A 13,885-nucleotide genomic window follows, 5' to 3' on the forward strand; every position below is an offset into this window, starting at 1 on the left:
AATCCTCAATCTTATTCGCGCGAGACAAAAGCGAAGCCAATAAAGAGGCAGCGTGAAAGACGACGTAGATTGGGGCTTGCGAAAAAATGCCGTAATGCTAATGTGGGCGCTCCAAAACAGAATAGTCTGAATTTTGGGCTTCTTTTGCCGTCCTGGCAATGTGGTATTAGCTTTATCAAGGAAACAAGTAGTATGCGCAAAATCGCATTATTTATTGCGATGCTTCTGCTTCCGAGCGTCTCTTTTGCTGGCCTGGTGAGCAGCAACGGTTCAGTAACGCCGGTCAGCAAAGAATATAAGCAGCAGTTGATGGGGTCGCCGGTTTATATCCAGATCTTCAAAGAAGAGCGCACCCTTGATCTTTACGTCAAGATGGGCGAGCAATATCAGTTGCTCGACAGCTACAAGATTTGTAATTACTCCGGCGGGTTAGGCCCCAAGCAGCGCCAGGGTGATTTTAAAAGCCCGGAGGGTTTCTACTCCGTGCAGCGCAGCCAGTTGAAGCCGGATAGCCGCTTCTATAAAGCCATTAATATTGGGTTTCCGAATAACTACGATCGCGCCCACGGCTATGAAGGCAAATACCTGATGATCCACGGCGCTTGCGTATCGATTGGTTGCTACGCAATGACGGATTCCGGTATTGATGAGATCTTCCAGTTTGTTACCGCCGCGCTGGTTTTCGGACAGCCGAACGTGCAGGTGAGTATCTATCCGTTCCGCATGACCGACGCCAATATGCAGCGCCATAAGTATTCAACGTATGCGGATTTCTGGAAGCAATTGAAGCCGGGTTATGACTACTTCGCCACCACCCACCAGCCGCCGGTTGTCTCGGTCGTGGATGGTCGCTATGTGGTTAGTAAGCCGCTGAACACCGCTGTTCAGCCGCAGCTGGCGTCAAACTACACGCTCCCCCAGGCAAAATAATGCCCATTCGCCTGGCATAATCTTTTGCCAGGTTTCATTGCCGGTTAACGGCTGGGTGGCAATCACGGTAACCACATCGTTTGGTGTGGTTTCCCGCTGAAAATCAATTTCCACATCCTGATCCAGCAGCTTCGCTACGCCAAACGGCGCACGGCGGGTGATCCAAAACAGGTTGGTCGAACAAAACGCCATTACATAACGCCCGTCCGACAGCAGCATATTAAAAACGCCCTTCTCGCGCAGTTCCGTTGCCAGTGCCGCAATATATTTAAACACCGCCGCCATATTGCCCGGTGTGCGCGGGTAGCGTTCGGTCAGCTTGTGCAATAGCCAGCAAAAGGCTTTCTCGCTGTCGGTTTCGCCAATGGGGCGGAAATTACCGGTCTCCAGCGATTTATAACCTGTGAGCTGCCCGTTGTGCGCATATGTCCAGTTGCGCCCCCAAAGTTCGCGGGTAAACGGATGGGTATTTTCCAGCGCCACTTCGCCACGATTCGCCTGGCGAATATGGGCAATCACCGAACGGGATTTGATCGGATAGTCCTGTACTAATTTCGCAATAGGGGAATTAAAACTCGGTTGCGGATCTTTGAACGTGCGACAGCCCTTGCCTTCGTAAAAGGTAATGCCCCAGCCATCTTTATGCGGCCCGGTTCCGCCGCCACGCTGGACGAGACCGGTAAAACTAAAGCAGATATCGGTTGGCACATTTGCGCTCATACCGAGCAGTTCGCACATACACACCCCCACACAGCGCCCTTATCAGAGAAGGCGTAATTGGTGCAGCCAGTTGGCATACGGACAGTGCGCCGATTCACTGCACACAGACAGGATCTCGGGCACTGCCGGAGTCAAAAAGGCAAAATCGCCTTCCTTAAGCCTTAACCATCTCTTTTTCAATCAACTGAATCAGGATATGGATCACTTTAATGTGAATTTCCTGAATACGGTCAGCATAACCAAAATGCGGCACGCGAATTTCAACATCTGCGCTGCCCGCCATTTTGCCGCCGTCTTTACCGGTCAGGGTGATCACTTTCATTCCCTTCTCACGCGCCGCCGCAACCGCTTTGATCACGTTGCCGGAGTTACCGGAAGTGGAGATCCCCAGCAGCACGTCGCCTTCGCGGCCAACGGCTTCCACATAACGGGAGAAAACATAGTCGTAACCGAAGTCGTTGCTGACGCAGGAGAGATGGCTCACGTCAGAGATGGCAATTGCCGGGTAACCCGGACGGTTTTCACGGTAGCGCCCGGTTAACTCTTCTGCGAAATGCATCGCATCACAATGCGAGCCGCCGTTACCACAGGACAACACTTTGCCGCCGGCTTTAAAGCTGTCGGCCAGCAATACCGCCGCGCGCTGAATAGCGTGAATATTGGCATCATCTTTCAAGAAGTTCGCCAGCGTTTCGGCCGCTTCGTTCAGTTCGTTACGAATAAGATCCTGGTACATGAGGATATCCTTCAGCATAAATGTAAATAACACTGCGCAGTGTACCGGATACTATTCCAGGCGAGAAGTTAAAGCCGTAGCGCCCCGTCGTTTTCATTTTCCGTGCGCAAAAAGCCCTCAACAATGTGAACCAGGTTGTAATTATTTTGTAAACACATTGCTAAAAGAAATCACATCCACTACAACCAATACATCACAAGTGGTCAGACCTCCTACAAGCAAGGGAGCTTTTCTTTATGATGATTTTGAGCATTATCGCAACGGTTGTTCTGCTCGGCGCGCTGTTTTACCACCGCGTTAACCTGCTGCTCAGCAGCGTGATCCTGCTGGCGTGGACCGCCGCGCTCGGCGTTGCGGGCCTGTGGTCTATCTGGGTGCTGCTGCCGCTCGCGATTATTCTGGTGCCGTTTAACCTGCCGCCGATGCGTAAAGCGTTGATTTCCGCACCGGCATTCCGTGGTTTCCGTAAAGTGATGCCGCCAATGTCGCGAACCGAAAAAGAGGCCATCGACGCCGGGACAACCTGGTGGGAAGGCGATCTGTTTCGCGGTAACCCGGACTGGAAAAAACTGCATAACTACCCGCAGCCGCGCCTGACTGCCGAAGAGCAGGCATTTATCGACGGCCCGGTGGAAGAAGCCTGTCGCATGGCGAATGACTTCCAGATCACCCACGAAATGGCCGATCTGCCGCCAGAACTGTGGGCGTTCTTAAAAGAGCACCGCTTCTTTGCGATGATCATCAAAAAAGAGTACGGCGGGCTGGAATTCTCTGCTTATGCCCAGTCCCGTGTGCTGCAAAAACTCGCGGGTGTCTCCGGTATTCTGGCGATCACCGTCGGCGTACCGAACTCCTTAGGCCCGGGTGAATTGCTGCAACACTACGGCACCCAGGAGCAAAAAGATCACTATCTGCCGCGCCTGGCGCGCGGTGTAGAAATCCCCTGCTTCGCACTGACCAGCCCGGAAGCTGGCTCCGATGCGGGCGCCATTCCGGATACCGGCATCGTTTGCATGGGTGACTGGCAGGGCGAACAGGTGCTCGGTATGCGCCTGACCTGGAACAAACGCTACATTACGCTCGCGCCAATCGCTACGGTTCTGGGGCTGGCGTTCAAACTCTCTGACCCGGATAAACTGCTGGGTGGCGAGGAAGAATTAGGCATTACCTGTGCGCTGATCCCCACCTCTACGCCGGGCGTGGAAATTGGCCGCCGTCACTTCCCGCTGAACGTGCCGTTCCAGAACGGCCCGACCCGCGGCGACGATATTTTTGTGCCGATTGATTACATTATTGGCGGGCCGAAGATGGCCGGTCAGGGCTGGCGTATGCTGGTGGAATGTCTGTCGGTAGGTCGCGGTATTACGCTGCCGTCCAATTCCACTGGCGGCGTTAAATCCGTCGCGATGGGGATTGGCGCGTACGCTCATATCCGCCGCCAGTTCAAAGTGTCGATTGGTAAAATGGAAGGCATCGAAGAGCCGCTGGCGCGCATTGGCGGTAACGCCTACGCCATGGATGCAGCCGCATCGCTGGTGACCTACGGCATTATGCTCGGTGAAAAACCGGCGGTGCTTTCGGCAATCGTTAAGTATCACTGTACCCACCGTGGTCAGCAGTCAATCATTGATGCGATGGATATTGCCGGCGGTAAAGGCATCATGCTCGGCGAGGGCAACTTCCTGGCGCGTAGCTACCAGGGTGCGCCGATCGCCATTACCGTAGAAGGCGCGAATATCCTCACCCGTACCATGATGATCTTCGGCCAGGGCGCTATCCGCTGCCATCCGTATGTGCTGGAAGAGATGGCCGCCGCGCAGAATAACGACGTGGATGCCTTCGATAAACTGCTGTTCAAACATATCGGCCATGTCGGCAGCAATATGATGCGCAGTTTCTGGCTCGGCCTGACACGCGGTTTAACCAGCGCCACACCAACCCGTGACGCCACCAAACGTTACTACCAGCATCTGAACCGTGTGAGTGCCAACCTCGCGCTGCTCTCGGATGTGTCTATGGCGGTGCTTGGCGGCAGCCTGAAACGCCGCGAACGCATCTCGGCACGTCTCGGCGATGTGTTAAGCCAGCTCTATCTCGCCTCGGCGGTGCTGAAACGCTATGACGACGAAGGCCGTCAGGAAGCGGATCTGCCGCTGGTACACTGGGGCGTGCAGGATGCGCTCTACCAGGCGGAACAGGCAATGCATGATTTACTGGAGAACTTCCCGAACCGCTTTGTGGCTGGCGCCCTGAGCCTGGTGATTTTCCCGACCGGTCGTCACTACCGCGCGCCGTCCGACAAACTGGATCACAAAATAGCGAAGATCCTGCAAACCCCGAGCGCAACGCGTTCACGTATTGGTCGCGGCCAGTACCTGACGCCGAGCGAGCATAACCCGGTCGGCTTGCTGGAAGAGGCGCTGGTTGATGTGATGGCAGCGGATCCAATTCATCAGCGCATCTGCAAAGAGTTAGGCAAAAACCTGCCGTTCACCCGTCTGGACGTGCTGGCCCAGCAGGCGCTGGCAAGCGGGCTGATTAATCAGGAAGAGGCCGCGCTGTTGAACAAAGCCGAGGTCAGCCGCCTGCGCAGTATCAACGTTGACGACTTTGAACCGGAGGCACTGGCGACTCAGCCGGTGGTAAAAACGCCGGAGAAAGTGCGTAAACCGGAAGCTGCCTGACGCAGTAAGCGGCTGAAAACCCTCTCCTCTTATCGAAACCCGCATCATGCGGGTTTTTTTATTTATCCTCATGCTACAGTGTGCAGATGCTGTCTTACGGGGAGTTGCTATTGTGCCTGGTTTAAAAATTACGCTGTTACAACAACCGTTAGTCTGGATGGATGGACCCGCTAACCTGCGCCATTTCGATATCCAGTTAGAAGACGTCACCGGGCGTGATGTGATTGTGCTGCCGGAAATGTTCACCACCGGTTTTGCCATGGAGGCGGCGAAACAATCCATGCCGCAAGATGAGGTCATCGCCTGGATGCGGGATAAAGCCCAACAGACCAAGGCGCTGATCGCCGGTAGCGCCGCGCTGCAAACCGAACGCGGGCCGGTCAACCGCTTTCTGCTCGTCGAACCGGAAGGCAAAGTGCACTTCTACGATAAACGCCATCTGTTCCGCATGGCCGATGAGCACCACCATTACGAAGCGGGTAACGAGCGCGTGGTATTTGAATGGCGCGGCTGGCGTATTCTGCCGCTGGTCTGTTACGACCTGCGCTTTCCGGTGTGGTCGCGCAACCGCAATGATTACGATCTGCTGCTTTATGTTGCCAACTGGCCAGCGCCGCGCTCGCTGCACTGGCAATCACTGCTGGTGGCCCGCGCGATTGAGAACCTCGCCTGGGTGGCGGGCTGCAACCGCGTCGGCACCGATGGCAACGGTCATCACTATCGTGGCGACAGCCGGGTTATCAGCCCGCAGGGCGAAATCATCGCCACCGCCGAGCCGCACCAGGCGACGCGCATTGACGCCGAGCTGTCACTCAGCGCGTTACGGGAGTACCGCGAGAAGTTTCCCGCCTGGCAGGATGCCGATCCCTTTACGCTGGGGTAAGGCGATCCCCTCTCCCCGCCGGGAGAGGGGGCTCATCAACTCACTAACGCCTGTCCGTCTTTGCGGCTTTCGGTCGCTGCGACATAGTGGCCTTCCGGCATCCGGTAAATGACCTGCGCGCCGCCAAAGTTATAGCCAGCCAGCGGATCTTCTACCGTTATCACATGCCCGCGCTCACGCAGCGCCGCAATCACGTTGCGATCAAAGCTTGATTCCAGCGCCACTTCGCGCCCCTGAATCACGCGCCAGCGCGGCGCATCAATCGCCGCCTGCGGGTTTTGCCCATGCAACATAATGCGCAGCGCCATCTGCATATGTCCCTGCGCCTGCATCGGCCCGCCCATCACGCCAAACGACATTAGCGGTTTACCGTCTGCCCCCATCGCAAAACCGGGAATAATGGTGTGGAACGGGCGCTTGCTGCCCGCCAGTGCATTCGGGTGTTTTGGATCAAGCACAAAACCGCAGCCCCGATTTTGCAGGCTGATGCCGGTGTCCGGCACCACTACGCCGGAGCCAAAACCCATAAAGTTGGACTGAATAAACGACACCATCATGCCGCTGGCATCAGCGGTAGAAAGATAAACCGTACCGCTTTGCGTCGGTGCGCCATAGACAAAATCAGACGCGTTATCGGGGTCGATCAGCGCCGCACGCGATTTCAGATAGTCGTCACTGAGCAGCAGTTCGGCGGCAAACTCCAGGTGTGCGTCATCGGCAACATAGCGGTCAAGGTCGGCCAAAGCCAGCTTCATGGCTTCAATGGCAAGGTGCAGCGACTGCACAGAGTCCGGGTGATAACGCCCCATATCGCACTGCTCAAGAATGCCGAGGGCAATCAGCGTGGCGATCCCCTGCCCGTTCGGCGGCAACTCCTGCACAGAGCCGCCGGCGAACTCACGCGACAGCAACGTGACCCAATCGGCTTTGTGGTTCGCCAGGTCAGCCTCGCTGAGGTGCGCACCGTGTGCTTTGGCGAATGCGGCAATCTTCTGTGCCAGCTCACCGCGATAGAAGGCTTCACCGTTAGTCTGCGCAATCAACTCCAGCGTGCGCGCCTGCGCCGGATTACGGAAAATTTCACCGATCTTCGGCGCGCGCCCGTCAGGTGCAAAGCAGGCGCTAAAGCCCGGCTGATCTTTGAGTTTGTTATAGCCGCGCTGCCACAAGTGACCAATCAGCGGCGAGACGGGAAAACCGTGGCGCGCATACTCAATGGCCGGTTGCGCCAGCGTGGTCAGCGGCAGTGTGGCAAAACGTTCCGCCAGCGCCACCCAACCTGATACCGCGCCCGGCACGGTGACGGCATCCCAGCCCAGTTCTGGCACTGCCGTTTTCCCGGCGAACATATCCGCATGCCAGCTCGCGGGCGAACGCCCGGAAGCATTCAATCCGTGTAATTGCGTGCCATCCCAGACAATAGCAAAGGCATCGCTGCCGATCCCGCAGCCGGTCGGTTCAACGACGGTGAGCGCCATCGCGGTGGCAATCGCCGCATCCACCGCGTTACCACCGAGTGCGAGCATACGCATCCCGGCCTGCGCCGCCAGCGGCTGCGAGGTGGCAACCGCGTTGCGGCCAATCATCGGCGCGCGATGTGAGGCGTAATTTACATTGAAATCAATCGCTTTTGTCATCAGAACTCCTTAGTCGTGGCGCGGATCGAGCGCGTCGCGCAGCCCGTCGCCGAGTAAATTAAATCCCTGCACGGTCAGAAAGATGGTTACGCCGGGGAAAATAGACATCCAGGGAGCCTGTTCCAGAAAGCCCTTCGCGGTGTTCAGCATTGCCCCCCACGACGGATAGGGCGGCTGCTGGCCAAGGCCGAGAAACGACAGGCTCGCTTCGGTAATGATCGCCGAAGCGATCGCCAGCGTGGCCTGCACGAGGATCGGCGACATCACATTCGGCAACACGTAGCGCAGGATGATCCAGCGATCCGGCAGACCAATCGCCCGCGCGCCGTCGATATACTCTTCGTTGCGAATCGCGATCACCTGGCCGCGCGTCAGGCGGGCAAAGATGGGCATCGCCGACAAGCCAATGGCGATCATCGCATTGGTCAGGCTGGGGCCAAGAAATGCCCCCAGTGCAATGGCCATAATCAGAAACGGACAGGCGAGCAGCGCTTCGATAACGCGGGAAATCACCCCATCCCAGACGCCCTGGAAGTAACCTGCCAGCAAACCGAGCGGTACGCCAATCACCACGGCGATCACCACCGACACGCACCCCGCCAGCAGTGAAGTGCGCGCCCCCCAGATCATGCGCGAGAGAATATCGCGCCCCAGCTCATCGGTGCCGAACCAGTAAAGCTCCGACGGCGGTTTGCGTACTGCCAGAAAGTTCGCTTTGACCGGGTCAAACGGCGCGATCCACGGCGCGAACAGCGCAATCAACACGAACACGCCGACAATCATCGCGCCAATCACCGCGCTACGGTTAGCGAGGAATTTTTTCAGTACCCGGTTTTCCGTACGCGGCAGCGATGCCGCCACGCCGGTGGTGGACAGTTCTGCCATCATTTACTCCGCATTTTCGGGTTGATTAACACATACAGCACATCCGCCAGCAGGTTCAGCGCGAGAAAACCGATTGCCACCACCAGCACGACACCCTGCACCACCGCGTAGTCACGGTTGAACACCGAATCGACAATCATCTTGCCGAAACCGGGAATGGTAAACACCTGCTCAGTCAGCACCGCGCCCCCCAGCAGCTCGCCAAACAGCAGCGTGGTCAGGGTGATCACCGGCACCAGCGCATTACGAAACGCATGCTTCATGATCACCGCTTTTGGCAGCAACCCCTTCGCGCGTGCGGTGCGAATATAATCCGCTTTTAGCACCGCAATCATCGACGCGCGAGTATGGCGCATTAACGTCGCCGCCAGCCCCGTTCCCAGCACCAGCGCGGGCAACAACAGCGTGCGCAAGTTCTGCAATGGATCTTCACTAAATGGCACAAAACCAGACGCCGGCAGCCATTGCAGGTTGACGGAAAAGATGAGGATCAACAGGATCCCCAGCCAGAAATGCGGCACCGAAATGCCGGATATCGCCACAAAATTAGCGCCGTGATCGATCCAGCTATTCCTGTTCACCGCCGCCAGAATGCCCATGCTGATACCGAACAGCAGCGCAATAACCATCGCCAGCAGCGACATCTCAAGCGTCACCGGCAGCTTGGTGGCAACCAGGTGCGTGACCGGCTCCTGCGTACGCAGTGAGACGCCAAGATCGCCCTGCAATGCGCGGGTCAGCCAGTGAAAATATTGCACCGGAATCGGCGCATCCAGGTTCAGCTCCGCGCGCAACTGGGCGATGACCGCCGGATCGCGCTCCTCGCCCAGCATCGCAGTGAGCGGATCGCCGGGGAGCAACTTTTGCAAACCGAACACCATCATGCTGACCAGCAGCAAGGTCGGAACGGCGAGTAGCAGGCGTTTGCAAATCAATTCCAGCATGGTTTCTCCAGGCGACGCCGTTTAGTTGGCAAGCGACAGACCCGCCAGACGCACAATGCCGTCCGGGTAAGGTTTAAAGCCCTGCACTTTTTTGTTCATACCAAACAGGCGCGGTTCAAAGTAGAGGTAGGCAATCGGCATATCGGTTTGCAACTGCTTCACGACCTTTTCATACAACGCCTGACGGGTTGCCGGATCGTTGTGCAGACGCGCCTGCGTCAGCCACTCATCGACCTGCGGGTTGCTGTAGCGACCATCGTTAAGCGTCCCTTTGCTATTAATGAAGCCGAAGATGCTGCCATCGGGATCGGGGCGACCAGACCAGCCGGAGTAGCTAAGCTGAAAATTGCCGCTTTGCTGCCTGTCCAGCAGGGTGGCGAATTCCGTCATCTGCAGATTGACATTGAAACCGGCTTCGGCGGTCATCGCCTGCAACACCTGGCCCACTTGCTGTGACGTCGGGTTGTTCGGCACCAGCAGTGAGACGGTGATCGGCGTCTTCACCCCTGCGGCTTGCAGCAGCGCTTTGGCTTTTTCCACATCGCGCGGGGGCACCGGCAATTTGACGTGATACGGGCTGACTGGCGAAAACGCCTGGTTCGCCGGGGCGTATAACCCTTCGAATACCACCTGGTTGAGTGCATCGCGATCTATCGCCAGCGAGAACGCCTCACGCACGCGCGCATCTTTGAACGGATCGTTGGCCGGGACGTTGCCGTTATTGATATTAAACGTGATGCCCTGATACCCCAGCCCTGTCACTTTCGCCAGGTGAAGTTTGTTGTCGGCCTCTACGGTTTTCACATCGCTGGCGGCAATCCCTTCGGTCAGATCGAGATCGCCCGCACGCAGGTTCGCCAGTCGCACCGAGGCATCCGGGATCGGCAGGTAGATAACTTTGTCGAAGTGGTACGCACCTTTGTTCCAGTAGTTATCAAAACGCGACAACACAATGCGGTCTTGTGAGACGCGGCTGTCGAATTTATACGGACCAGAACAGACCGGGTGGGCGGCAAAATCCGCTTTCTTCGCCGCCACGGGGGCCAGCATCGCGCCGGCGCGATCGGTTAACTGCATCAGCAACGCCGAGTCCGGCGTTTTCAAATGCAACTTAATTTGCAGCGGTCCGCTGACCTCCACCGACTCGATAGAGGAGATTTCACTTTTTCGCAGCGAACCAGGCAGCGTCAGCGCACGATCGAGACTGAATTTCGCCGCAGCGGCGTCAAACTTCTCGCCATCGTGGAAGGTCACGCCCTCACGCAGATCCATGGTCAGGGTTTTGCCATCCTCGCTCCACGACCAGGCCTTCGCCAGCACGGGCACCACTTTCAGGTTTTCATCCACGTCCACCAGCCGATCGCACAGTGAAGCGAAGACAAAACGGCCATAGTAAGTACGCGCCAGGTGCGGATCGAGCATATCCGGATCCGCGCCAAGACCCACGCGCAGCACACTTTCAGCCTGGGCAGGCAGTGCCGCGCCCAGCAACATGACACTTCCCAGAACGGTCAAAAGCGAATTTCGCATCATCATTATTGTTTCCTTTAAGGGGAGGAGTGAGAGGCCGCGTGTTCAAACAGCGCGCGACGGCGCAAGAACGCGGCTGAGGGGGGAGCAATCTGAATCACGCTGCGGTCGCGGTTAATCTCCTGCCAGCGATGACAAGAGACCTGGCGACCACCTTCGAGTACCTGTGTGATGGGCTCACGTTGCTGGCACTCGTCTGTCGCAAACGGGCAGCGGGTATGAAAACGGCAGCCCTGCGGCGGGCTTGCGGGATTGGGTAAATCACCCTGCAACAGCGGCGTTTCGCGCACAATGCCGGGCTGGGGTTGCGGAGCAGACGCCATCAGCGCCTGCGTGTAGGGATGCAGCGGCGCATCGAAGATCTCATCCACCGTTGCCATTTCCACAATTTGCCCAAGGTACATCACCGCCACGCGGTCGCTCATATGGCGGATCACCGCCAGCCCGTGCGCGACGATGATCATGGTTAAACCAAGCTGCTGTTTCAGCGTCTCCAGCAGGTTGACCACCTGCGCTTGCACCGACACATCCAGTGCGGAAACGGGTTCATCGCCAAGCAGCAATTTCGGCCCAGAAGCCAGCGCGCGGGCAATGCCAATACGCTGGCGCTGGCCGCCGGAAAACTCATGCGGGTAGCGTCTGGTCCACGCCGCAGGCAGACCCACGGTGCCAAGCAGCTCGGCAACGCGTGCCTGACGTTCCGCTTTACCGATTTTCTGGTGCAACCACAGCGGCTCACCAACAATCTGCTCTACCGTCATACGCGGGTTGAGCGAAGCAAACGGATCCTGAAAGATAATTTGCAGCTCGCGCCGAAGCTGGTTTAATCGCGCGCCGCTGGCATGGGTGATCTCCTCTCCCTGGTAGTAAACGCGCCCTTCGGACGCCGCCAGCAAACGCAATAGCAGGCGACCAAGCGTCGATTTTCCTGAACCGGACTCCCCCACAATCGCCAGCGTTTCGCCGGGGTAAACCGCCAGGGAAATACGATCCACCGCCGTGACATAACGTTTTGGCGCGAACAAGCGGGTTGGCCCGGCAAAGCGTTTGCTCAGATCGAAAGCTTCGAGGATCGGCGTGCTCATGCGGTTTCCCCCAGCGCGATGTGCTGTTCAAGTGGCACACGGAAACAGGCCACCAGATGGCCCTTCCCTTGCGGTGTCAGTGGGGGTTTTTGCTGCTGGCAGCGTGCCTGGGCAAACGGGCAACGGGTGGCGAAACGGCAGCCTTGCGGCATCGCTTCCGGTAACGGCACCGCACCGGGAATGGTCGACAGTTGCCCTTTGCGCGCCCCCAGCGAGGGAATCGATCCCATCAGACCAATGGTGTACGGGTGCTGTGGGTCGGCAAAAATCGCCTCCACGCTGCCCTGCTCCACCACTTGTCCGGCGTACATCACCGCCACCTGCTGCGCCACTTCCGCCACCACACCGAGATCGTGGGTGATCATCAATACCGCCGTGCCGGTTTCGGCTTTCAGAGTGTTGAGCAGCGCGAGGATCTGCGCCTGAATTGTTACATCCAGTGCGGTTGTCGGTTCGTCGGCAATTAACAGGCGCGGCTTGTTGATGAGTGCCATCGCGATCATCACGCGCTGGCGCATACCGCCGGAAAGCTGGTGTGGATACGCTTTCAGGCGCATCTCCGCTGCCGGGATCTGCACTTTTTCCAAGATGTGGAGCGCCGCCTCGCGCGCCGCATTCGCCGACACGTTCTGGTGGCGTATCACCGCTTCGCTGAGCTGGTCGCCGAGCGTAAATGCCGGGTTGAGCGAGGTCATCGGTTCCTGAAAAATCATCGCCAGTTCATTACCGCGCAGGTCGGCATATTCGCGCGCAGTGAGCTGGCGCAAGTTGCGCCCGCGAAACTGCATCTCACCGCCAAGGATCTGCGCACTGGCGGGCAGCAGCCCCATCAGTGCCAGCGAGGTAATGCTTTTGCCGCAGCCGGACTCACCGACCAGCGCCAGCGTTTCTCCGCTTTTGACAGAGAGCGAAATCCTGTCCAGTACGCTCACCGGGCTGCCAGCAAACTGCACTTCCAGATTATGCAGACGCAGCACCGGCGCAGCCTCTTTAAACGGGATCGTCGTCATGGGGTATCGTCCTCAAGATGAATGGCCTGGATCAGCGCATGTTGCAGATCGAGCAGGTGTTCGCGCATCGCCGTCGCCGCCTCATGCGGCTGGCGCTGGCGAATGGCAATCATGATGCGGTGGTGGTGATCGTTGTAGCGATCCACTTTCGCTGGCGTTCGCGCCAGTTCCCGCAGATGGTGCCAGGCAGGTTCGCGCCGCACCGCGTCAAGCGTGTCAAAAAGACCGAGCATCAGACGGTTTCCTGCCGCCTCGGCGATAGCCCGGTGAAAAGCGCTGTCCCACAGCTCATTCAGATCCGGATCATCCGGGTTAACGTTGTCGATGCGTTCCAGCATGCGCTGCATCAGCGCCAGATTTTCCGGGCTGGCGCGAAGTGCCGCCAGCCGCGCAAGACCGGGCTCAATTTGCAGGCGGGCTTCCATCACTTCCAGCATATTGGTTTGTTGCACCAGTCCCTGTAGTGCAAGAGGTGCAACCGGTGCCGCAGGGCCAATAAAGGTGCCTTTGCCCTGTTTGCGCCAGATCCGCCCCTCCTCTTCCAGCACGTCCAGCGCGCGACGCACTTCGCGTCGCCCGACGCCTAAGTTTTCCGCCAGTTCACGTTCCGTGGGAAGAGGAGTCCCTGGTGTTGACTCATGCTGGTGAATTAGCCCACGAAGTTGTTCCAGCGCCGTACTGGAATTTGCCAGATAGCGTGACGGTTTTTCCATATTGGTTCATCCGCATTTCGCGTTATCTTTTTATTTAATTACAGACAGTTAGTTCTAATGCCGTCTGTACGCCTCGTTATTTACTAAGCAATTCGCGAACCAATACGGCATTGGTTCGATAAATTTTT

At 57.6% G+C, this 13,885-nt stretch carries 12 protein-coding genes; 3 read left to right on the forward strand and 9 right to left on the reverse strand.

All coding sequences use genetic code 11. From position 1 onward, the window contains the following. The first annotated feature begins 192 nt into the window (after positions 1 to 192). Positions 193 to 930, forward strand: a complete 738-nt coding sequence (dpaA, locus tag AAIG26_RS06645; protein WP_343180270.1) for a peptidoglycan meso-diaminopimelic acid protein amidase — start codon at positions 193 to 195, stop codon at positions 928 to 930. Here dpaA and AAIG26_RS06650 read toward each other — a convergent pair. Further along, the gene (locus AAIG26_RS06650; protein WP_045513248.1) at positions 901 to 1,668 is read right to left on the reverse strand and encodes a class II glutamine amidotransferase; all 768 of its coding nucleotides are present in this window, start codon (positions 1,666 to 1,668) and stop codon (positions 901 to 903) included. The genes dpaA and AAIG26_RS06650 overlap by 30 nt on opposite strands. Positions 1,669 to 1,804: 136 nt before the next feature. Next, positions 1,805 to 2,386: a D-sedoheptulose 7-phosphate isomerase gene (lpcA, locus tag AAIG26_RS06655; RefSeq protein ID WP_017458774.1), complete on the reverse strand. Its 582-nt coding sequence runs from the start codon at positions 2,384 to 2,386 to the stop codon at positions 1,805 to 1,807. Positions 2,387 to 2,622: 236 nt separating this feature from the next. On the opposite strand from lpcA, the gene fadE reads away from it, so the two are divergent. Both fadE and AAIG26_RS06665 read left to right on the forward strand, forming a co-directional pair. Continuing rightward, a complete protein-coding gene (fadE, locus tag AAIG26_RS06660) occupies positions 2,623 to 5,070 on the forward strand; it encodes an acyl-CoA dehydrogenase FadE (protein ID WP_045513253.1) in 2,448 nt (815 codons plus the stop codon). Positions 5,071 to 5,182: 112 nt separating this feature from the next. Continuing rightward, a complete protein-coding gene (locus AAIG26_RS06665; protein WP_020456683.1) occupies positions 5,183 to 5,953 on the forward strand; it encodes an amidohydrolase in 771 nt (256 codons plus the stop codon). Between the two features lie 35 nt (positions 5,954 to 5,988). Here the strand turns inward: AAIG26_RS06665 and AAIG26_RS06670 are convergent, their stop codons facing one another. From AAIG26_RS06670 to AAIG26_RS06700, 7 genes are read right to left on the reverse strand one after another with little or no spacing between them, the layout of a single operon-like run. Beyond that, positions 5,989 to 7,590 carry a gamma-glutamyltransferase family protein gene (locus tag AAIG26_RS06670; protein ID WP_343180271.1) on the reverse strand — a complete coding sequence of 534 codons (1,602 nt, stop codon included), beginning with the start codon at positions 7,588 to 7,590 and terminating at the stop codon, positions 5,989 to 5,991. A 9-nt stretch (positions 7,591 to 7,599) separates the two neighbouring features. Beyond that, positions 7,600 to 8,475: an ABC transporter permease gene (locus AAIG26_RS06675; protein WP_160271130.1), complete on the reverse strand. Its 876-nt coding sequence runs from the start codon at positions 8,473 to 8,475 to the stop codon at positions 7,600 to 7,602. Next, positions 8,475 to 9,419, reverse strand: a complete 945-nt coding sequence (locus AAIG26_RS06680; RefSeq protein WP_343180272.1) for an ABC transporter permease — start codon at positions 9,417 to 9,419, stop codon at positions 8,475 to 8,477. Before AAIG26_RS06680 ends, AAIG26_RS06675 begins: the two co-directional genes overlap by 1 nt. Before the next feature lie 21 nt (positions 9,420 to 9,440). Next, positions 9,441 to 10,955, reverse strand: coding sequence for an ABC transporter substrate-binding protein (locus AAIG26_RS06685; RefSeq protein WP_343180273.1), 1,515 nt, complete (start codon positions 10,953 to 10,955; stop codon positions 9,441 to 9,443). An 11-nt stretch (positions 10,956 to 10,966) separates the two neighbouring features. Continuing rightward, the gene (locus AAIG26_RS06690; protein ID WP_343180274.1) at positions 10,967 to 12,034 is read right to left on the reverse strand and encodes an oligopeptide/dipeptide ABC transporter ATP-binding protein; all 1,068 of its coding nucleotides are present in this window, start codon (positions 12,032 to 12,034) and stop codon (positions 10,967 to 10,969) included. Further along, positions 12,031 to 13,044 carry an ABC transporter ATP-binding protein gene (locus tag AAIG26_RS06695; RefSeq protein WP_045513264.1) on the reverse strand — a complete coding sequence of 338 codons (1,014 nt, stop codon included), beginning with the start codon at positions 13,042 to 13,044 and terminating at the stop codon, positions 12,031 to 12,033. Before AAIG26_RS06695 ends, AAIG26_RS06690 begins: the two co-directional genes overlap by 4 nt. Then, entirely contained in the window at positions 13,041 to 13,757 is a 717-nt protein-coding gene (locus AAIG26_RS06700) for an FCD domain-containing protein (protein ID WP_017458765.1), read from the reverse strand. The genes AAIG26_RS06695 and AAIG26_RS06700 overlap by 4 nt, the downstream gene beginning before the upstream one ends. Between the last annotated feature and the right edge of the window lie 128 nt (positions 13,758 to 13,885).

The organism is Kosakonia sp. PSU_27 (assembly GCF_039409795.1).
In the GTDB taxonomy this organism is placed as follows: domain Bacteria; phylum Pseudomonadota; class Gammaproteobacteria; order Enterobacterales; family Enterobacteriaceae; genus Kosakonia.